At 73.9% G+C, this 19,558-nt stretch carries 14 protein-coding genes and 1 pseudogene; 4 read left to right on the top strand and 11 right to left on the bottom strand.

The annotated features are described in order from the left end of the window. Nucleotides 1-12: 12 nt before the first annotated feature. The 7 genes from NX801_RS08640 to NX801_RS08610 all read right to left on the bottom strand — a co-directional run bounded on the left by NX801_RS08640 (nt 13) and on the right by NX801_RS08610 (nt 7,855). On the bottom strand, nt 13-960 hold the full coding sequence (locus tag NX801_RS08640; protein ID WP_258786738.1) for an MCE family protein: 948 nt from the start codon (nt 958-960) through the stop codon (nt 13-15). A gap of 161 nt (nt 961-1,121) precedes the next feature. Then, complete coding sequence (locus NX801_RS08635) at nt 1,122-2,153, bottom strand: MCE family protein (protein ID WP_258786612.1); 1,032 nt, start codon at nt 2,151-2,153, stop codon at nt 1,122-1,124. Then, nucleotides 2,150-3,379, bottom strand: a complete 1,230-nt coding sequence (locus NX801_RS08630) for an MCE family protein (RefSeq protein WP_258786611.1) — start codon at nt 3,377-3,379, stop codon at nt 2,150-2,152. The genes NX801_RS08635 and NX801_RS08630 overlap by 4 nt, the downstream gene beginning before the upstream one ends. A gap of 92 nt (nt 3,380-3,471) precedes the next feature. Further along, nucleotides 3,472-4,302 (bottom strand): MlaE family ABC transporter permease, encoded by an 831-nt coding sequence (locus NX801_RS08625; protein ID WP_258786610.1) that lies wholly within the window; start codon nt 4,300-4,302, stop codon nt 3,472-3,474. Between the two features lie 3 nt (nt 4,303-4,305). Continuing rightward, complete coding sequence (locus NX801_RS08620; protein ID WP_258786609.1) at nt 4,306-5,166, bottom strand: MlaE family ABC transporter permease; 861 nt, start codon at nt 5,164-5,166, stop codon at nt 4,306-4,308. Continuing rightward, nucleotides 5,163-6,272 (bottom strand): ABC transporter ATP-binding protein, encoded by a 1,110-nt coding sequence (locus NX801_RS08615; RefSeq protein WP_258786608.1) that lies wholly within the window; start codon nt 6,270-6,272, stop codon nt 5,163-5,165. The genes NX801_RS08620 and NX801_RS08615 overlap by 4 nt, the downstream gene beginning before the upstream one ends. 62 nt (nt 6,273-6,334) lie before the next feature. Next, nucleotides 6,335-7,855 (bottom strand): DUF6801 domain-containing protein, encoded by a 1,521-nt coding sequence (locus NX801_RS08610; protein WP_258786607.1) that lies wholly within the window; start codon nt 7,853-7,855, stop codon nt 6,335-6,337. A gap of 823 nt (nt 7,856-8,678) precedes the next feature. On the opposite strand from NX801_RS08610, the gene NX801_RS08605 reads away from it, so the two are divergent. After that, on the top strand, nt 8,679-9,914 hold the full coding sequence (locus NX801_RS08605) for a PucR-like N-terminal domain-containing protein (RefSeq protein WP_258786606.1): 1,236 nt from the start codon (nt 8,679-8,681) through the stop codon (nt 9,912-9,914). Between the two features lie 71 nt (nt 9,915-9,985). On the opposite strand, the gene NX801_RS08600 is transcribed toward NX801_RS08605, so the two are convergent. Next, nucleotides 9,986-12,874 (bottom strand): helix-turn-helix transcriptional regulator, encoded by a 2,889-nt coding sequence (locus NX801_RS08600; protein ID WP_258786605.1) that lies wholly within the window; start codon nt 12,872-12,874, stop codon nt 9,986-9,988. Between the two features lie 400 nt (nt 12,875-13,274). Here NX801_RS08600 and NX801_RS08595 point away from each other — a divergent pair, with 400 nt between their 5' ends. Next, nucleotides 13,275-14,489, top strand: coding sequence for a S1 family peptidase (locus NX801_RS08595; RefSeq protein ID WP_258786604.1), 1,215 nt, complete (start codon nt 13,275-13,277; stop codon nt 14,487-14,489). A gap of 122 nt (nt 14,490-14,611) precedes the next feature. Here NX801_RS08595 and NX801_RS08590 read toward each other — a convergent pair whose 3' ends face one another. From NX801_RS08590 to NX801_RS08580, 3 genes and pseudogenes are all read right to left on the bottom strand, one after another. Next, nucleotides 14,612-15,808 carry a peptidase C39 family protein gene (locus NX801_RS08590; RefSeq protein ID WP_428986105.1) on the bottom strand — a complete coding sequence of 399 codons (1,197 nt, stop codon included), beginning with the start codon at nt 15,806-15,808 and terminating at the stop codon, nt 14,612-14,614. 278 nt (nt 15,809-16,086) lie between these two features. After that, nucleotides 16,087-16,632, bottom strand: a pseudogene (locus tag NX801_RS08585) (iron chelate uptake ABC transporter family permease subunit); the annotation flags it as partial. A 440-nt stretch (nt 16,633-17,072) separates the two neighbouring features. Beyond that, entirely contained in the window at nt 17,073-17,495 is a 423-nt protein-coding gene (locus tag NX801_RS08580; RefSeq protein WP_258786602.1) for a YjbQ family protein, read from the bottom strand. A 368-nt stretch (nt 17,496-17,863) separates the two neighbouring features. Between NX801_RS08580 and NX801_RS08575 the strand changes: the two genes are divergently transcribed. Then, nucleotides 17,864-18,736, top strand: a complete 873-nt coding sequence (locus NX801_RS08575; RefSeq protein WP_258786601.1) for an ABC transporter permease — start codon at nt 17,864-17,866, stop codon at nt 18,734-18,736. Continuing rightward, nucleotides 18,709-19,485, top strand: a complete 777-nt coding sequence (locus NX801_RS08570) for an ABC transporter ATP-binding protein (RefSeq protein ID WP_428986102.1) — start codon at nt 18,709-18,711, stop codon at nt 19,483-19,485. The genes NX801_RS08575 and NX801_RS08570 overlap by 28 nt, the downstream gene beginning before the upstream one ends. The last annotated feature ends 73 nt before the right edge of the window (nt 19,486-19,558 follow it).

The following is a 19,558-nucleotide window of genomic DNA, read 5'->3' as shown; positions in this document are numbered from 1 at the left end:
GCCCCGCTCCCTTCAGGACGTGGTCGGCGGCAGACAGCCGCGAGCGGGCGGTGTGCCCGCGGGCAGATAGGACTTCGGGACGAGGCCGCACAGATAGCTGTCCATCCAGTGGCCGTTGCCGAGGGCGTTGCCGACGAGGCGGTAGTACGGGCCCGCCTTCGCGAGGATCCGGTCGAGTCCCTTCTTGTTCTCGACGAGCACACCGGTGACGCGGTCCAGCGCGTCCAGGGCCGGTCCGAGCGTGGCGTCGTTGTCCCGCACCAGGCCCTTCAGTTCGGTGCCGAGGCCGGTGGCGCCCCGGAGCAGGGTCGCGATGGCCGCGCGCCGGTCCTGGACCTCGGCGAGCAGCAGCCGTCCGTTGCCGAGCAGGGACGCGAGGCGGGTCTTCTTCGCGTCGAGGGTCCTGGTGACGGAGTCGCTGTTCTTCAGCAGCTCGCTGATCTGGGCGTCCCGGCTGCCGATGGTCATCGACAGGTCGGCCAGCCCCTTGACGGCCGTGCCGACGCTCGGCGGGGTGTCCCGGAAGGCTCCGGAGACGGCGGTGAAGCTCTCGGCCAGCCGCGCGCTGTCGAGCTGTCCGACCGTCGTGCCCAGGCCGCCCAGGGCGTCCAGGACGTCGTACGGGGAGGTGGTGCGGCTGATCGGGATGCGCCGGCCGGGGTCCTGCGCCCGGGCTCCCCGGGGGTCGACCGCCAGGTACTTGGAGCCGAGCAGGGTCTTGATGCCGATGGCGACGGTGCTGTCCTCACCGATCCAGGCACCCTTGACGGTGAACGAGACCTTCACCTTGGGCCCATCGAGCCCGACCGCGTCGACCGTGCCGACCTCGACGCCGGCGATGCGTACGTCGTCACCGGGGTTGAGGCCGGACGACTCTCCGAAGTCGGCGGTGTAGGTGGTGCCGCCGCCGGTGAACGGGAGAGCGTCCGCGTGGTAGACGCCGAGTCCGACGAGGGCCATCAGGGCGAGGCCCACGACGGCGATGGCGGCGGGGTGCCGCTCGACGAGCGGCCGGGTGCCGTGCCGCCGCTCGCGGCTCCCCCGGCTCTTCCAACTGCCCCGGCTCCCCCGGTTTCTCCGGTCCTCCGGGCCTTCCCGGTGCTTCCGGCTCCGGTGCGTGCTCATCGCAGACACCTCTGGTCCTTGAGGGCGAGGCCGGTCGGGGGCCTGCTGCCGTCGTCGGTGGCCACGCCGGTGACACGGGCCTCGCACAGATAGAGGTTGAGCCACGATCCGTAGGACACGAGCCGGGTGAGGGCGTCCAGCTTGCCCGGGGTGCGCCGGAGGAAGCGCTCGACGACCGGCGCGTTGTCGGCGAGGTTGGCGGAGACGCGGCCGAGCTGGTCGATGCTCTGCTTGAGCGGCGCGCGGCCCTCGTGGAGCAGGGCGGTGGTACTGGTGGTCAGCGCGGCCAGGCCGCTGACGGCGTCCCCGATGGGTTCGCGGTCCTGGGCGAGTCCGGCGACGAGCTGGTCGAGGGTGTCGACCAGGTCGGTGAAGCCGGTCTCGTGCGAAGTGACGGTGTTCAGCACGGCGTTGAGGTTGTCGATGACCTGGCCGATGACGGTGTCCTTGGCGGCCAGGGTGCCGGCGAGCGACCCGATCGTGCTCACCAGGCTCTCAACGGTGGGCCCTTCGCCCTGGAGCACCTGGACGACGGAGGCGGCGAGCTTGTTGGTGTCGGACGGGGACAGTCCCCGGAACAGCGGCTGGAATCCGTTGAACAGCTGGGTGATGTCCACGGCCGGCCGGGTGCGCCGCAGCGGGATGGTCGCGCCGGGGCTCAGCGCCGGGCCGCCGGTGCCGGCGGCGCGGTCCAGGGAGACGTACCGCTGCCCCATCATGCTGAGGTACTTGATGGCGGCGGTGGTGGTGCCGGGCAGCGTGCGGCCCCGTTCGACGTGGAACTCGACCTGGGCGTACCGGTGCTGGACGATCTCGATCGAGTCGACCTGTCCCACCGCGACCCCGGCGACGCGCACCGAGTCACCGGCGACGAGTCCGGTGGCGTCGGTGAACCACGCCTTGTAGGTGTCGCCAGGGCCCACGCCGGAGTTGCTGACGCTGACGGCGAGGGTGCCGGTGGCGAGGACCGTGACGAGGACGAAGAGCGCCGACTTGACGAGCGGTCCGGTCAGACGGGCCCGGTTCACTTGAGCCTCACCTCCGTGCCGCGCAGCACGGGGCCGGCGAGCAGGCTGGACCAGTCGGGCAGGGCGGCCTCGCGCGAGGTCCCTGCCCCGAGGAGTTCGTTCACAAGGGTGTTCTCCTGGGGCGAGTTGGGGGTGCCGAGGCCGTCCCGCAGGGTGGTGACCGCCGGCGCGGCGCTCGGGGGCGTACCACCCCCGCTGTACGGCACGGGGTAGCAGGCCGGGCCGCCCCGGGCGTCGTAGCGCGGGGTGTCGGTGCCGGGCCGGTAGGCGCCACGGCCGTGGACGACCGTCACCTCGACGTGCAGACCGGGCCGGCCGGTGCCCTTGCCCAGCGCCCGGTCCATCACCGGCACGAAGTCGGCCAGGGTCTTGAGGGTGCAGGGGAACTCCGGGGCGTACCGGCTCAGGAGTTCCAGGGTGGGCCGGCCGGTGGCGGTGAGCCGGATCAGGTTGGCCTGGTTCCGCCGCAGCCAGGTGGTCAGGGTCTGCGACGAGGCGGTCACCGAGGTGGTGAGGGCGGAGAGCCGCCGCCGTTCGTCCGCGAGGGTGGCGCTGGTGGTGGTCGCGTCGTACAGGGCGTCGACGACGCCGGGCAGGGAGGCGGAGTACGACCTGCTGACCTTCACGAACTCCTTGAGGTCGGCGTTCAGGTGCGGCAGTTCCGGGTTGAGCCGGCGCAGGTATCCGTCGAGCCGGGTGAGCGTCGCGCCGAGCTGGGTGCCGCGGCCGTCCAGGGCCTGCGAGACGGCGGTCAGGGTCGCGGAGAGCCGGTCGGGCCGGACGGCCGTCAGCAGCGGCAGCAGGTTGTTCAGCGCCTGCTGCAGTTCCACCGCGTTGCGGCTGCGGTCGGGCGGGATGACCGCTCCCGGCCGCAGCGGCCGGGCGGACGGACGGGCCGGCGGCACCAGGGCCACGTACCGCTGTCCGAACAGGGTGGTGGGCAGCAGTTGCGCCGTGACGTCGGAGGGGATGCGCCGGATGACGCCCGGCCGCAGGGCGAGGGTCAGGCGGGCCCCGGAGCCCCGGGTGTCGATCCGCTCGACGCGCCCCACCACGACACCGCGCAGCTTGACGTCGGCCTGCGGGTGCATCTCATTGCCGGCCGTGCCGCTCTCCACGACGACGCGGTCGCTGCGCTCGAAGTCGCGGTGGTAGACGGCGAGGGACAGCCAGATCAGGGCCGCCGGAAGGATCAGGTAGAGCGCCCCGGCCAGTCGGCGGCGCACCCGGACACCGGCCTCCGACGGCCGCGTGCGCAAGGCCGGCGGGACCGGCGGAGCCGGCGGCGCGGGGTGCGGCGGGGTTGTGACGGGCGGGTTCATCCGGCCACCTTCACCGTGGTGGTGGCGCCCCACAGGGCCAGACTGAGGAAGAAGTCGGTCACACTGATCAGCACGATCGCGGTGCGCACCGACCGGCCGACGGCGAGTCCCACCCCGGCGGGTCCGCCGGCGGCGCGGAAGCCGTAGTAGCAGTGGGCCATGATGACGAGCACCGAGAAGATGACGATCTTCAGGAAGGAGAGGAGGACGTCGGTCGGCACCAGGAACAGCGCGAAGTAGTGGTCGTAGGTGCCGGTGGACTGGTTGTTGAACGCCACGGTGACCAGGCGCGAGGCGAGGTAGGAGCCGAGCAGGCCGATGCCGTACAGCGGCACGATCGCCACGGTGGCGGCGACGATACGGGTGGAGACGAGGTAGGGGACGGCGCGGATGCCCATGGACTCCAGCGCGTCGACCTCCTCGTTGACGCGCATCGCGCCGAGCTGTGCGGTGAAACCGGCGCCGACCGTGGTCGACAGGGACAGCGCGGCCACCAGCGGGGCGATCTCCCGGGTGTTGAAGTAGGCGGAGACGAAGCCCGTGAAGGCGTCGGTGCCGATCTGGCTGAGGGCCGCGTACCCCTGGAGGCCGACGACGGTGCCGGTGAAGACGGTGATGCCGATCATCACGCCCACGGTGCCGCCGATGACACTCAGTCCGCCCGACCCGAGGGCGACCTCGGAGAGCAGCCGCTGGATCTCCCTGGGATAGCGGCGCACGGCCCGGGGGACCCACAGCAGTGCGCGGAGATAGAAGGTGAACTCGTCACCGGCCCGGTCCAGCCAGGTGAACAGGCGGCCGGGGGCCAGGCGTTCGGTCAGGGCCATGGCTCAGAGCCCCTTCGCCGGCACGAGGCGCAGATACAGGGCGGTCAGCACCATGTTGACGAAGAACAGGATGAGGAAGGTGAAGACGACCGACTGGTTCACCGCGTCGCCCACGCCCTTGGGTCCGCCCCGGGGGTTGAGGCCGCGGTGGGCGGCGACGACGCCGGCGATGAAGCCGAAGATCAGGGCCTTGATCTCGCTGATGACCAGGTCGGGGAGCTGGGCGAGCGCGGAGAAGCTCGCGACATGCGCGCCCGGGGTGCCGTCCTGCATGATCACGTTGAAGAAGTAGCCGCCCGCCGTGCCGACGACCGAGACGAGTCCGTTGAGCAGGACGCCGACGGCGGTGACGGCGAGCACCCGGGGCACCACCAGCCGGTGCACGGGCGAGACGCCCATGATCTCCATGGCCTGGAGTTCCTCGCGGATGGTGCGCGCGCCGAGGTCCGCGCAGATCGCGGAGCCGGCGACACCGGAGATGAGCAGCGAGACGATCAGCGGGCTCGCCTGCTGGATGATGACCAGCACACTGGCACCGCCGGTGAACGACTGGGCGCCGAACTGCTGGAGCAGCGAGCCGACCTGGAGGGCGATGACGGCGCCGAAGGGGATCGTCACCAGCATCGCGGGCAGGATGGTGACACTGGCGATGAACCAGAACTGCTCCACGAACTCCCGCAAATGGTACGGGCGTTTGCCCATCAGTCGCAGCACCCGGGCGCCGAGGGCGAACAGCCGGCCGGTCTCCCGGAGGGGTTCGAGCGCCTTCAGCGGCGGCCGGGGCGGGGGCGGTTCGGCCGCGGTGCGGGGCCCGGGCGGGGTGCGCGGGCCGGGCGCGGTGCGGGGTTCGGTGGGCGCGCTCATGACCGCCGCCTTCCGAACCGGGGCAGCAGAAGGGTGGGGGCCTCGGGCCGGGTGTCCACGCGGGCCGGGTCGGGCGCGGGGCCGGTGGTCCCCCCGCCCGCCGGACCGTCCGGGACGGTGTACGCCGCGGTGTCCCGGTCACCGTGCCGCAGGTCGGCCTCGACGGCGGCGCGGGCCGCGGGCGGCAGGGTGTGGAGCAACTCCCGTACGCGCTCCCGCCGGCGCCGCACAGCCCGGCGCTCGGGCAGCCCGGCGCTGGGCCGCATCTGCGGGACGACCTCGCGGGTCCCGGCGCGCTCGGGGACCGGGCCCGCCAGGGCCTCCCGGTCGAGGGCGGCCTGGTCCTTCTCCTCGGACATGCCGATCGGCCCGGCCATGCGCCCGCCCAGGAACTGCTCCACGACCGGCTCGTCGCTGGTGAGCAGCACCTCCCGGGGGCCGAAGGTGACCAGGCGGCGCAGGAAGAGCATCCCCATGTTGTCGGGCACGGTCCTGGCGATCTCCAGGTTGTGCGTGACGATCAGGATGGTCGCGTCGAGTTCGGCGTTGAGGTCGACGAGCAGCTGCGAGAGGAACGTGGTGCGCACCGGGTCGAGCCCCGAGTCCGGCTCGTCGCAGAGGATGATCTGCGGGTCGAGCACGAGCGCGCGTGCCAGTCCGGCCCGCTTGCGCATGCCGCCGGAGATCTCACCGGGCAGCTTGCGCTCCGCGCCGACCAGTCCGACGAGTTCGATGCGCTCCATGACGATGCGCCGTATCTCCGATTCCTTCTTCTTGGTGTGCTCCCGCAGCGGGAAGGCGATGTTGTCGAAGAGGCTCATCGAGCCGAACAGCGCGCCGTCCTGGAAGAGCAGCCCGAACAGCTTGCGGGCCTCGAAGATGTCGCGTTCGGGGCTGTTCGCCATGTCGACGCCGTTCACCAGGACCCGGCCCCGGTCGGGGCGGAGCAGACCCACGACGGCCTTGAGGAAGACGGTCTTGCCCGTCCCGGAAGGACCGAGCATGACGCTGATCTCGCCCGGCGGCAGAGTGAGCGTCACGTCCTGCCAGATCGTCTGCCGGCCGAAGGCCTTGGTGAGCCCTTCGACGACCACTTCGATTCCCATCTGCTCTCCTGATTCGGCTCTCTTCCGGTTCCGTCGGCCGTGCCTCCGGCACCGGCTTCCGGTCACCGGCCGGGCAGCGGCGGCACGGGGGGCGACGCGCCTCCTCCCGCGAGGCCGCCCTGCTGGATGCGCAGGGCGTTGCCGGGACCCGAGATGGCGGCGGTGAACAGCCGCGAGAGGTCCTCGCCCGAGGCCGAGCGGCAGCCGGTGAACGGCGGGACGGTGATCTGCCCGGTCAGCAGCCCACCGGTGATGAAGGGGTACGCGCCCGAGAGTCTGGTGTCGATCCTGCGTGCGGTACGGCAGTGTGAACCCACGTCCAGCGGCACGCCGTTGAGACGCACATGGTGGATACGCAGATGCTGCCAGTAGCCCACGGTGGTGGACTGCTCGCCGTCGCGGAGGACATTGACGACGGTCACCGGGCCCGGTTCGAAGGTGACCCTGGCGGACACGGGCTGGAAGCCGAAGGTGAGAAAGGTGGAGTCGGCGTCGGGCAGGTGCAGGACACCGAGGGAGTCCGACTCGGTGTAGCCGCCGTCGGCGCTGCTCACGGTGCGGCGGCCGAGGTCGAGGTGCATCAGCCCCGGTGTCCGCCGGGGGTCGTTGACGATCATCGCGGCGTTCTGCTTGCGCACGGTGGCATACCCCACGGCGACGGTGCACAGTGAGCCGCCGATGCTGCCTTCGACGGCCCCCGGCGGGGGCTTCGGCAGCCGCGCCGGGTCGAGCTCACCCCTGGGCCGGTCCGTGGGGCAGACGGGTGCCTGCCCCCGGGGCGCCCGCGCGGTGCGGACCGGTGGCTCGCCGGCGGGTGTGTCCGGACCCGCGGGACCGGTTCCGGACGAACTCAGCGGATCGGGCGGTGTGTCGCCGCTGCCGGGGACCCCGGCCCCGGCCGTGGGGGATCCGGACGGTGTCCCGCTGGACGCGGTGACCTCCCAGGAGACGAGACGCGGCCCCGGTGGCCGCAGCGGTCCGCACCGCACCTCGACGGGGGCGCCCGCCAGGGACCGCGCGCGCGCCCCCGGCCCGGCCGGGACTCCGGGCGCCGTCGCGCCACCCGGCCCCGCCTGCCCTGCCGGTCCGCTCGGTCCGGTCGGCTCGGTCGGCTCGGCCGGCCCGGGCGGCTCCGCCGGTCCGGTCCACAGTGTCAGGGACAACTCGCCCCCGGTGACGGTGAGTCGGCCTGCCCGGGTGGCGGTCGTCTCCGGCACCGCGCCGGTGAAGACCGGGGCCAGGCCGCCGCCGGCGTCCGGGGCGGTCCGTGCGGCGACGAGTCCGGACCAGTCGGCCCGGACTCCCCGGCCGTCGAGCGCGATGTCCGCCGCGAGCCGCGCCGTGCCGGACACGACCGCGGTGCCGGCCGGCAGCAGTTCCCGCACGGCCGCACGCGTCAGCCCCGGGCGTATGGTGAAGTCCGCCACGCGCACGGCCGATCCGGCCCGCCCCCGGTCCGGGAACCGGCCGCCGAAGACGACTTCCACCCGCACCCGGCGGTCACTCACGGCACCATTCACGGCGGCGCAGGAATAATCCGCCGCGATGACCTGCTCCCGCCCCTTCGTGGCAGATGCCGACATGGGCGACAGGGACGTGGCGAGCACGAGAGCACCCAGCGCGACGCCCTTTGTCACGGCACGCGAAACGGATGCAGCCTTCATTACCCCACTCCTGACCCGATGCGGTGTCGGACCGTTCACCGACGACGCCCGAACGGCCGCGACATTACGTGCGAGTAGCCTCGCGCCGCAATACGGAGAACACACCGAACCGGTAGCCGGAAACACCGAGGCGAAAGCCTGTCACCGGAATGACAGAACGGCCTTCACAATTTGTCACACGACGCTTCGCGCGCCGCCTCATCAGCCGCCGGACCGCCCTGGCCTCCAGGTGTGGACCAATGGCCGAGCGATGCAGCCCAGCCGTTCTTACCGCCCGGTAAGGCTCCGCCGGGAATCCGGCAGGGGAACACCCGGACGATTCCCCGGCCGCCGGACACCCGATCCTGCGCGGAATTGACCACATGCGACAAACCGGATCCCCCTCATTCATAAGCGATTGAGCACGGCACGGGAGACGCGACGCCCATTACCGATGACCGACCTGCGGTGATCGCCTTTCACCTGCGGCTTTTCCCGAAGTGCTCACGGCGCTCACAAAATCCCCGGCCGAAACGGTGCCCCCGGAGTACACCTGGTCTATCTTTCCTGTACTGTCCGTCGGCACATCTCCACGGAGCGGCAGCGCGCCACCCCCACCACTGCGGTCACCCCCGCAAGGCATCAGGGATTTCCCCACCTTCGGAGGCGGGGGATTCCCCGCCCTCAGGAGTGCCGGCCGGACCGATAGAGTTCCGCGTCTTCCGGCGGGCCCCGACACCGCCGGCCAGAAAGGGACAGCACCATGCCCGACTCCTCGCCCCCCTCAGCCGTCTCCGATCCGCTGGAGCCCGTACCCAGGGAGTTCGCCGCGATCATGAGGCCGGAGCTTCCCGGTCTCCTCCAGGAGATCAAGGACGAAGTCACCCGCACCTACCCGGAGTTCGTACCGGCCTTCACCGGCCCGCAGGGCACGTACGTCCACGCGGCGATCGAGCAGAGTCTGACCATTTTCGTCGATCAGGTGGCCCACCCCTCGCTGCCCTCGCCACTGCGCGACGAGATGTTCCGCCAGCTCGGCCGGACGAGCGCCGAGGAGGGCTACTCGCTCGACGCGCTGCGCGGAACCTGCCGGGTGGGAGCCCAACTCGCCCTGCGCCGCGCCAGAAAGGTCGGCAGGCACTACGACCTCTCACCGGTGTTCATGCTCTCGTTCGCCGACACCCTCTTCGCCTACATCAACCAGCTCGAAGGACTGGCGATCGAGGGCTACATGGAGGGCAGCGGCACCACTCAGGCCGACCAGGACGGGCAGCGGCGCCGGATACTGCGGCTCATCGCCTCGGGGAACACCGCGTTCGCCTCGATCGGGGAGCTCGCCGAGCGCGCGGGCTGGCGGCTCCCCGAGGAGGTCAGCCTCGTCGCCCTCTCCCCGGACGCACGCCCGGCGCGCACCGCCCTGGCCCCCGACGTCCTGGTCGACCTCACCGACCCGCAGCCCGTCCTGCTGCTGCCCGGCCCGCTCGACGCGGTGCGCCGGGAGTCCCTCGTACACGCCCTGTCCGGCACCCTGGCCGCCGTCGGCCCGACCGTTCCGCTCGCGGCGGCGGCCGACTCGATGCGCTGGGCCCGCCAGTGTCTGACCCTGGCCGAGGCCGGAATCGTCCGTGACGGCCCGGTCGTGTACTGCGACGACCATCTGGTCACACTCTGGCTGGAGAGCGATCCCGCCCTGGTCGAGCAGCTCGCCCGGCGCGAACTCGCCCCGCTGGACGGCCAGCCGGCGACCCGCCGCGCCCGCCTCATCGAGACCCTGCGCGTATGGCTAGCCACCCGGGGCACCGCCGCGCAGATCGGCGAGGTCCTGCACATTCACCCGCAGACCGTCCGCTACCGCATGCGGAGCCTGGACGCGACATTCGGCACCCAACTCACCGACCCCGACCACTGTTTCGCGACCGAGGCCGCCCTGCGCGCGCTCCATCTGCGCCAGGCGGCCGCCGCCCCCGTCCGGAGACGGGCCTCGCGCGCCCACCGGTGACGACCAGCGCGTCTCCCGCCGGTGACGACTGCCGTTCTCCCACCGGTGACGGCAGCCGTCCCGGTGGGTGCTCAGCCGGGCGCGGCGCCGTGGTCCTGGAGGGGTGCGGCGCCCGGCGGGCCGTCCTCCGTGAGGAGGGGTGCGAGCGTGGAGGTGAGCTGCGTGCGGTTGCGCACCCGGAGCTTGCGGTAGATGCGGCTGAGGGTGGCCTCCACGGTCTTCGGGGAGACGAACATCTGTTGCGCGGCTTCCCTGTTCGTGGCCCCGGCGCAGATCAGTGAGGCGAGGCGGAGTTCGTTCCCGGTCAGCGCGTCGGCCGGCCGGTCGTCGGCGGCGGTGGCGGCGGCGGGGTGGCCGGCGAGGTGCGCCAGATGGTGTTCGGTGAGCGTGAGCCACGGCCGGGCCCCGGCGCCCGCGAAGGCGGTACGGGCGGCCTGCCAGGCGGTGCGGGCGGCGGCGGCCCTTCGGCGGCGGCGTTCCATGCGGCCCTGGGCCAGCCGGGTACGGCCCTCCTCCACCGCGCGGCCCAGCGCGGCGAAGACCTGTGCGGCTTCGTCCAGGAGTCCGACGGCTTCGTCGGCGTGGCCGTCCTGGTCGAGGCAGACCGCTCGGGCGCGGCTGAGGGCGGCCCGCAGCGCGGCATCGGCGGTGGTGTCGTCCAGGTGCCGGTGTGCCCGGTCCAGCAGGGCGTGCGCGGCCGTGGTCCGGCCCGTGGCGGCGAGGGCCTCCGCCGCGTCGGCCTGCCAGCGCAGCACGGACGGGTCGGCCGCTCCCTGGCGCCCTTCGAGGACGGCGACCTCGGCCAGTGCGGTCGCGGCGAGGTCGGTGTGACCGCGGTGCAGGTGCACGGCGCCGAGGATCCACAGGCTGCGGGTGGTGTGCAGGGTGTCGCTCTCCTCGCGTGAGGCCCGGAGCCCTTGTTCGGCGTGGCGCAGGGCCCGCGCGAAGGAGCCGCCGTGGCTCTGGGCCAGAGCGGCCGTGTAGTGGGCGGGTCCGGGAGAGAGCCCGGCGGAGGCGGTGAGAGCGAGGGCGTCGGACGCCCAGTCCACGGCGTGCGCGCAGGAGCCGAGTCCGGCGTCGACCTCGGCGAGGCTGCGCCAGAGATCGACCAGGTCTTCCGGTTCTCCGGAGGCGCGGGCCGCCGGGAGAAGGTCCATCAGGGCGCGGTGGGCCTCTTCGAGCCGCCCGTCGAAGACGGCGTGGCGGGCGGCCACGTATTCGGGGCTGTTGCGGATGCCGATGCGGGTGGGTGGTACGGCGAGCGCGAGGGCGGCGGACAGTGTGGCCGGGGCCGCCCGCACCTGTCCGAGGACGCGTTGCATACGGGCCGTCATGGCCAGGGCGGCTGCCTGGAGGGTGGTGTCGCCGCCCTGGTGGGCCAGCGCGGCCGCTTCCGTCGCGTGACGCAGGGCCCGGGCGGTGTCGCCGGTGGTGATGTTGGCCTGGACGGCGGCCCGCAGTTCGGTCGCGGCCAGCAGGGCGGGTTCCCCGGCGGCGGCGGTGCGGGCGGCGTCGAGCAGGGGCTCGGCGTCCGACAGGTCCTGCCCCTGGGCGTCGATGACGGCGAGCAGGCTGTGCACGCGCTGGGCGTCGCTGCCTCGTTCCCGGGCGATCAGGGTGGCGGCGTGCCGGGTGAGGTCGGCGCGGCCGGCGGCGGCGGCTTCCCGAGCCGCCCGGGTGAGGTGTTCGAGCCGGGGCGCGGGCCGGTCGGCGGGGGTGAGGCGGGCGGCCAGCAGCAGCAGCTCGGCGGCGAGCCCGCGTTCGCCCGCCTCGTGCGCCGTGGTCGCGGCCTCGGCGGTGTCCTCCGCCGTGGACCGGTCGGTGCCGTCCTGGGCCAGCGCCCGGTGCCGGGCACGCTGCAGCGGGTCCCGCGCGGCGCGGGCGAAGGCCGCGTGCGCGCGGCGGCGGGCGCCGGCCGTCGCCGTCCGGGCCGCGGCCAGGGACAGCGCCTCGGCGGTGAAGCGTACGGGTACGGGCAGGGTGCCGGCCGCGTGCTCCTCCGGTCGGGCCGGCGCCAGGACGCCCGCGCGGACGGCGTGGTCGAGGTGGTCCTCGGCCTCGGCGTGGCCGGCTTGCCGCAACAGATCGGTGTCGGGGTGGTGGGCCAGGGCGGCGGCCCGCACGGTGGCCCGGACTCCGGCGGGAAGGGTGTGCAGCCACACCGAGGCCAACTCGGTGACTTCGCGCGGGATCCCGGGCAGATGGCCCCCCGCGCTGGAGTGCCCGCCGCCCGCCGTGGACAGGGCCCGGCAGCAGGCGGCGAGCAGCGAGCGATGACCGCCGCACAGCCGGTGCACCGGCGCGGCCCACCGTACGGGCAGGCCCTGTTGGTGTAACAGCTCCGCCGTCTCCTCCGCGTCGGCGGGTGCCAGGGGGACGACGGCCGGATGGCCGCCGAGCAGTCGCGCGGCGGCGCGCGGGTACGCGGCGGTGCGCTCGGCGGCCACCACGCGCAGCCGACCGGGTGGCAGGGCGCGGACGCAGTGGGCGAGGACGTCGGCGGTGGCGGCGTCCACCCACTGGGCGTCGTCGATCAGCAGCAGACCCGGCCCGCCGCGCGCGAGGAGCCGGGCGGTGACGCGCCGGGCATCCGTGCGGGTGAGCGCCCGGGCCTCCCGTGCGCTGTCGGGGTCCACGCCGTCGAGGAGCTGAACGAGCGTCGCATAGGGGCGGTGCTGGTCGCCGTCCTGGGCGTGCGTCCGCAGGCAGCGGCCCTCCGCCGCCCGGGCCAGTTCGTCGAGCACGGTGGTCTTGCCCGAGCCCCACGGCCCGTGCACCGCCAACCGGCCCTGGTCCGGCAGAAGTTCACGAGCACGACCGATCAGTGCGGACCAGCCGCCCCGGTCGTGGTCGCGGTCCTGACGCGTCCCCGGCACAGGGGTGCCGGGAGCCGCGACGGCATGGTCGCCCGGCTCGCGTGGAGCCGGGTCGGGGCGCGTGTGCCGCCGGGGTCCGTTCACACCGCGCACCGTAAGGGTGCGACCGGCGCGGGCCAAGGGTGCGGGGCCATACGCCGTCGGAACAAGGGATTCCCCGGATCCCCCCGACCACCCGGAGAACACCAGGAGGGCAGCCGGGGGATGTCCGCCGCCGGCTTCCCCGGGCGTGGCCGAACGGTGTCCGGCCGGGCGGCCGCACGGGTGGCGCGGCCCCCGGGGACGGGGCCCGGAGGGCGGGCCCCGCGGCCGGAGGTGCGAGGGATTCACCGGCTACCGCTCGGCGCCCGGCGCCGAGACGCTGGCGCCCTTCCCCTTCGAGACCCGTCCGGCACATCCGGTGAGCCCCGGGCCGGGCGCCCTCGGGGAAGCGCGCGCATCCGCCGGTGACGCCTGTCGCCGCCTCCCGCCGAAAGGACCCCCCATGTCCCCCGCGATATCCCGGTCGTTGGCCTCCGGTCTGCTGGCCGCCGCCACTCTCACCGCGCTGACCGCCGCCTCCGCCCACGCCACCCCGCCGCCGTCGCCGGAGGCCCCCACGCCGTCGGTGCCCGCCGATGTCCGGGCGGCCATGGCCCGCGACCTCGGTCTCACCGCCGACGGCGTCCGCGAGCGCATCGCGGCCGAGCAGCGGGCGGAACGCGTCGCCGCCGCCGTCCGTGCCGCCGTCGGAGACCGGGTCGCCGCGCTGTGGTTCGACTCCGCCGACGGCCGGCTGCACGCCACCGTGCGCGGCACGGCCGACGCCGCCGCCGTCGAACGGGCCGGAGCCGTCGCCCACCGGGCGCCGCTCGACCGCGCCCGGCTCGCCGCCGCGACGGCCGCCGCCGGCCGACTGGCCCGGGGTGTGCCCGGGGTCGCTTCCTGGGGACCCGCCACCGCCGGCGACCGCGTCGAGGTGGCCGTCGACCCGGCCCGTGCCACCGCTGCGACGGCCGCGCTCCGCGAACGTCTCGCGGCCGAACTGGGCGACCTGGTCCGGGTGGTCGAGGTGGCGGGCGCACCGCGCCAGCAGGGCGGCGACGTGGTCGGCGGGCAGAAGTGGGTCCCCGGCAGTGAGGGCGCCTGCTCGATCGGCTTCCCCGTCACCCGCTCCGGCGGCGGCCGGGCCTTCCTGACGGCCGGGCACTGCACCAATGACGCCAACCAGGCCGCGTACGGCAAGGACGGCAGCCGTATCGGCACGTCGAATCGCGGCGGCACCGGCAGCGTCAACTCCGGCGAGGGGGACTTCGGCATTGTGGAGGTCGACCAGTCCGCCTGGCGGCTGGTGCCGAAGGTGGCCGGCTGGGGCCAGGGCGACATCGCGGTGACGGGGTCGGCCGAGGCCGTCGTCGGCACCTCGATCTGCCGCTCCGGACAGACCACCGGCCTGCGCTGCGGTCAGGTGACCAAGGTCAACCAGACCGTCGACTACGGCAATGTGGTCATCGGCGGCCTGTCCTTCTCCAGCGCCTGTTCCGCCGGCGGCGACTCCGGCGGCAGCTATGTCACCGCCTCCGGGGGCAAGGCGGTCGGCCTGCACTCCGGCGGGGGCAGCGCCACCTGCTCCGGCGGCGGCGGGCAGAAGTACACCATCTTCCAGCCCGTCAACGAGGCCCTGCGGAAGTTCCGCACCACCCTGCTGACCACGTCGTAACACTCGCGGTCACCGCCGGGGCCCTCGCCACGGGGGCGTGGGGACGTCCCAGGACATCGGGCGTCCCCACGCCCTCGATGAGCCGCTGCCGACGGGCCCGGCGGTGATCCTCCCCGGCCCGGTCACCCCGGTACGGACTGCCGGACCTCGCCGCCCCCGGCCGGCTCCGGAGAAGGCGAGCCGCGCCGCGGGGGCGGGCCGATGACCACGGCGCCGCGGAAGGGGCCCGGTGAGATCAGCGACATCGCGTCGAGCGACGAGTCGGGGACGGGCAGCAGATGGGCGTCCACCCAGGTGTCCCCCGCCGCGGCTTCGGCCCAGGGGTCCTCGATCAGCACGGCGCCCGGCACGGCACCGTGGCAGAGCACCCAGTGCGGCACGTCGAACCCCTGCATCCCGGCGAGCGAGACCAGGAGCAGCACCTGCTCGCGCCGGCCGATCGCGCTCCGGACCGCGGCCAGGGACAGGCGACCCGGACGGATCGGGACACCGAGCCGTCCGGCGTCCGTCCGGGAGGTCTGCTGGAGTATGGCGCGCCACTCCCGCTCGCCGTCCGGGTAGTGGTCGAGCAGGACGGGCCGGTCCGTGTCGAGATGGACCTCCACCGGGGACGACGGCCACGCCCGGCGCACGGCGACACCCAGTCCGACCGGTTCGCACGCGGGGAAGTTCGTCGCCTCGCGCCACAGCGCCAGCTCCGCCGGGCGGTCGAGGGACCCCCGTGGCAGCGTCCCCGCGTGCGCCTGTGCGACCAGGGCGGTGACGGCACCACAGGTGAAGTGCGTCGTCTGTCCGTAGTACGGCGGTTCGGCGTACGGCGGTTCGGCGTACGGCGGTTCGGCAGACGGCCGTTCGGCGTACGGCGGTTCGGCCACCGCGCCGCCACGCAGCCGGCGCACATAGCCGGAGCCGGGTCCGCTCGCGTCGTTCGCCCGGTTCAGCGGCACGGTCAGTGGGGTGAAGCCGGTGGCGGCGGCGACCCCGGGATCGGCCGTCCACCCTTCCCACTTGACCTGCGCGAGCTCCAGGCGGCGTGCGTGGGAGACCACGGCTTCGACGGCTGCCGGCACGTCACCGACGGCGTCGACGATCTTCAGATAGGCCGTGTGCGGGCGCGCCGTCACCAGCGCGGCGGCAGCCCAGTGCTCGCCGTCGTCCGCCGGGACGGCCACGAGGTGCGGGGCGTGGACGGAGCGGTCGGCCGCGCGCCAGCGCGCCAGCACGTCGTCGCGCAGCAGCCGCCTCAGCGGGTCCGGCGGCGCGGCGGGCTCGAACGGGACGACGGCGCAGTGGGTCGAGGGAGCGGTACGGGGCGGGATTCCGGCGCTCCTGACGGACGGCCGGAAGGGCCGGGGGGCGGGGTTGTGCACGGAGGTCTCCATGACGGCGCGGAAGGGGGGAGGGTCCGGAGCATGCGGGCGGTCGCGGGCCCGGGGGCGGCGGCCATCCACCGGTGCGCCCCCGGGTCGGGCCGACGACGGGCCGGGCCGCGAGTCAGCCCGCGCGGCGCCCGGCCCGGGCCGGCGGGCCGGGCGGCGCACTCCGGGCCGGTGACGGTGGCGGGCCGGCCCGGCGGGGGAAGTGCCGCCGCCCGGCGTCACGCGCGGGAGCGCCGGAGCACCCAGACGACGTACGGCGCTCCGACCAGGGCGATCATGAGGCCCGCCGGCAGCTGGGCCGGTGCGACGAGCGTACGGCCGAGGGCGTCGGCCACGCAGACCAGCAGTCCGCCGAGCGGCAACGCGACCGGGATCACCCGGCCGTGCCGGGCGCCCACCAGCGACCGGGCGAGGTGCGGGGCGACGAGTCCCACGAAGCCGACGACACCGACGGCGATCACACTGAGTGCCGCGAGCACCGCGGCGATCGCCGGCGCGGTGAAGCGGGTGCGTTCCAGCCGGACGCCGACCACGCGCGGGGTGTCCTCGTCGACCGCGAGCAGGCCGAGTCGGCGGCGCATGCCGAGCAGCAGCGGAAGCGCGAGGGCCAGCGCCACCGCGACCGGCACGATGTCGGGAAGCGTGCGCCCGCAGGTCGTACCGGAGAGCCAGGTGAAGATCCGGGGCGTGTTGTACGGGTCGGCGCGCAGCAGCAGGAAGGTGGTGACGGAACTGAGGCCGTACCCGCAGCCGACGCCGATCAGCCCAGACGAGTTCGTGCAGGGGGTGCGCGTGCGGCTCCCACCCGGTGGGCTCGAGGGGAACCTGTGATGCGGCGCGGATGACGAAGGGTGCCGCCGTACGCTCCGGAAGCCCCTCGGCCTGTCGCACCTCGGTGCCGCTCTCGCGCCGCCACATCCCGGGGCCCGCACCATGAGGGGGCGAATGGGCCATACCGGGGAGTGTATCCAGGCCCCACAGACCTCGCCCGCGCCCCTGCCTCCGGTGATGAGGAGCTTGCCCTCGTCACGCATCGTGCGGCCGGCATACAGGCAGTCGACCACAGCGGCCACGGGCCGTCACAGGAGCCGTTCTCGTCGTGGAGCCACGGTCCTGGCTTCGGTCGGGTCATCGGGTCGGTGGCGCCCGAGCCCGGGCACGCGGGGGTACGGAGTTCCGGTAGTGACGCCCTGGCCGGTCTCGCTCAGCCCAGGAAGCTCAGCCGGACCTTGCGCTCCGGGTTGTCCCGGTTCGTGTCGACGACGCAGACGGACTGCCAGGTGCCGAGGGCGAGCCGGCCGTCGATGACGGGGAGCGTCGCGTGCGGGGGGACCAGGGCGGGGAGGACGTGGTCGCGGCCGTGGCCCGGGGAGCCGTGGCGGTGCTGCCAGCGGTCGTCGGCGGGGAGCAGGGTGTGCAGGGCGGCCAGCAGGTCGTCGTCGCTGCCGGCGCCGGTCTCCAGGACCGCGACGCCGGTCGTGGCGTGCGGGGTGAAGACGTTCAGCAGGCCGTCCCGGCCGGCGGCCACCTCGCGGAGGAAGGCGGCGCAGTCCTCGGTCAGGTCGTGCACGACCTCGCTGGTTCCGGTGGTGATGTGCAGCGTACGGGTGGTGAAGACGTCACTCATCCCTCCATGGTGGCGCATCCGGGCGGTGCGGCGGGGACCGCCTCGCGGGACGGGCGGTCCAGTTGCCGAGACGCCATTGACCGGGCCGGGGGCGGTGGCTACGTTCTCGGGCATGTCACGTTCAGCCCTGCTCACCACGCGCGGTCACATCGACCTGCTGCGGGTGGCCTCCGCCGCCTGTCCCTGCGGCCGCTGACGTTTTCTCCCGCTTCTCCCGCTTCTCCCGCCGTGGCGCCGTCCCGCGCCGTGCGGCGTTCTCGCTGAACTTCTCGCGTATGTCTCGTCGTTGACGTGTGGTGACCGGTGGTCCCGGCGCCGGCGGATGCGAGGTGCGCGGTTCCTCTCCCCTCCTGGTGCCTGGAGTCGTCATGGCCGTTGACCATGCCCCGCCGGATGTCTCCGGCCTTTCCGATGATGGTGTTGTCGCAGGTGTCGAGGTGGAGGCGGTGCTGCCGGCGACCGCCGGGCGCCGCCGGGTCGCGCCGCCGCGGTGGGCGCGCCGCACCGTGGGTCCGCTGCTGCTGCTCGGCGTCTGGCAGGTCCTGAGCGCCACGGGGTACCTCCACCCGGACGTGCTGGCCTCGCCCGGCACCATCGCCCGGGCCGCGGGCGGTCTGGTCGCGGACGGGACGCTGCCGGCGGCCATGGGCGTGTCGCTCCAACGGGTCGCCGTGGGGCTGCTGTCGGGCGGGGTGGCGGGGATCGCGCTGGCCCTGGTGTCGGGGCTCTCCCGGCTCGGCGAGGACCTGGTCGACGCGACGGTGCAGATGCTCCGGACGGTGCCCTGGGTCGGTCTGATCCCGCTCCTCATCATCTGGCTGGGCATCGGGGAGGCACCGAAGGTGGCGCTGATCGCGCTCGGGGTGGCCTTCCATCTGTACCTGAACGTCTACGCCGGGATCCGGGGCGTGGACGCCCAACTGGTCGAGGCCGGGCAGTCGCTGGGGCTGGGGCGCTGGGGGCTCATCCGCCATGTGGTGCTGCCCGGCGCGCTTCCGGGGGCGATGACCGGACTGCGGTACTCGCTCGCCACCGCCTGGCTGGCCCTGGTCTTCGGGGAGTCCATCAACGCCGATGCCGGCATCGGCTTCCTGATGAACCAGGCCCGGGAGTTCTTCCGGACCGATGTGATCGTGGTCTGCCTGGTGGTCTACGCCCTGCTGGGGCTGCTCGCCGACGCCGTCGTCCGCACTCTCGAAAGGCTGCTGCTCCAGTGGCGACCGACCTTCACCGGCCAGTGACCGCGACCGTGGCCGACGCGGCCGTACGCGTCCGGGGACTGACCCGCTCGTTCGGCGGGCGGCCGGTCATCGACGGGCTCGATCTGACGCTGCGCCCGGGCGAGTTCACCGCCCTGCTGGGGCAGAGCGGCTGCGGCAAGTCCACGCTGCTGCGGGTGCTGGCGGGGCTCGACCGGGAGATCGAGGGCACCGTCCTCGTGCCCCGGCGGCGGGCCGTGGCGTTCCAGGCGCCCCGCCTGATGCCCTGGAAGCGGGTGTGGCGCAATGTCCTGCTCGGGCTGGACGGCCGGCCGGGCCGCCCGGTGGCCGAACGGGCCTTGGCGGAGGTGGGGTTGGGGCACCGGTCGGGCGCCTGGCCCAAGACGCTCTCCGGCGGCGAGGCCCAGCGTGCCTCACTCGCCCGCGCCCTGGTGCGCGAGCCGGACCTGTTGCTGCTGGACGAGCCGTTCGGCGCCCTGGACGCGCTCACCCGGCTCCGGGCACAGCGGCTGGTGGCCGAGGTGTGGCAGCGGCGCGGCTGCGCGGTGCTGCTGGTCACCCATGACGTGGACGAGGCGCTGCTGCTCGCGGACCGGGCGCTGGTGATGCGGGACGGGGTCATCGCGTACGAGACACCGGTGGCCCTGGACCGGCCCCGCTCCCCCGCCGACCCCGGCCTCGCGGCCCTGCGCGGCCGGCTGCTGACCGAGCTGGGCGTCGACGAGCACCCGGGCGACCGCCCCGAGAAGACAAGGACCGCCGCCCGATGACCCCGAAGAGCCCGAAGAGCCCGAAGGAACTGAAGACCCCGGTGATCCCGGAGACGGCGGAGACGGTGCCGGC

The organism is Streptomyces pyxinae (genome assembly GCF_024756275.1).
Lineage (GTDB): Bacteria > Actinomycetota > Actinomycetes > Streptomycetales > Streptomycetaceae > Streptomyces > Streptomyces pyxinae.
This window is presented reverse-complemented; position numbering and strand designations above follow the sequence as displayed.

Bases quoted from the DNA above. Each gene is read 5' to 3' on its own strand.
- NX801_RS08640 (WP_258786738.1), bottom strand. From the start codon at position 960: ATGGCCCTCGTCGGACTCGGCGTCTACCACGCGGACGCTCTCCCGTTC.
- NX801_RS08625 (WP_258786610.1), bottom strand. From the start codon at position 4,302: ATGGCCCTGACCGAACGCCTGGCCCCCGGCCGCCTGTTCACCTGGCTG.
- NX801_RS08620 (WP_258786609.1), bottom strand. From the start codon at position 5,166: ATGAGCGCGCCCACCGAACCCCGCACCGCGCCCGGCCCGCGCACCCCG.
- NX801_RS08615 (WP_258786608.1), bottom strand. From the start codon at position 6,272: ATGGGAATCGAAGTGGTCGTCGAAGGGCTCACCAAGGCCTTCGGCCGG.
- NX801_RS08610 (WP_258786607.1), bottom strand. From the start codon at position 7,855: ATGTCGGCATCTGCCACGAAGGGGCGGGAGCAGGTCATCGCGGCGGAT.
- NX801_RS08605 (WP_258786606.1), top strand. From the start codon at position 8,679: ATGCCCGACTCCTCGCCCCCCTCAGCCGTCTCCGATCCGCTGGAGCCC.
- NX801_RS08595 (WP_258786604.1), top strand. From the start codon at position 13,275: ATGTCCCCCGCGATATCCCGGTCGTTGGCCTCCGGTCTGCTGGCCGCC.
- NX801_RS08580 (WP_258786602.1), bottom strand. From the start codon at position 17,495: ATGAGTGACGTCTTCACCACCCGTACGCTGCACATCACCACCGGAACC.
- NX801_RS08575 (WP_258786601.1), top strand. From the start codon at position 17,864: ATGGCCGTTGACCATGCCCCGCCGGATGTCTCCGGCCTTTCCGATGAT.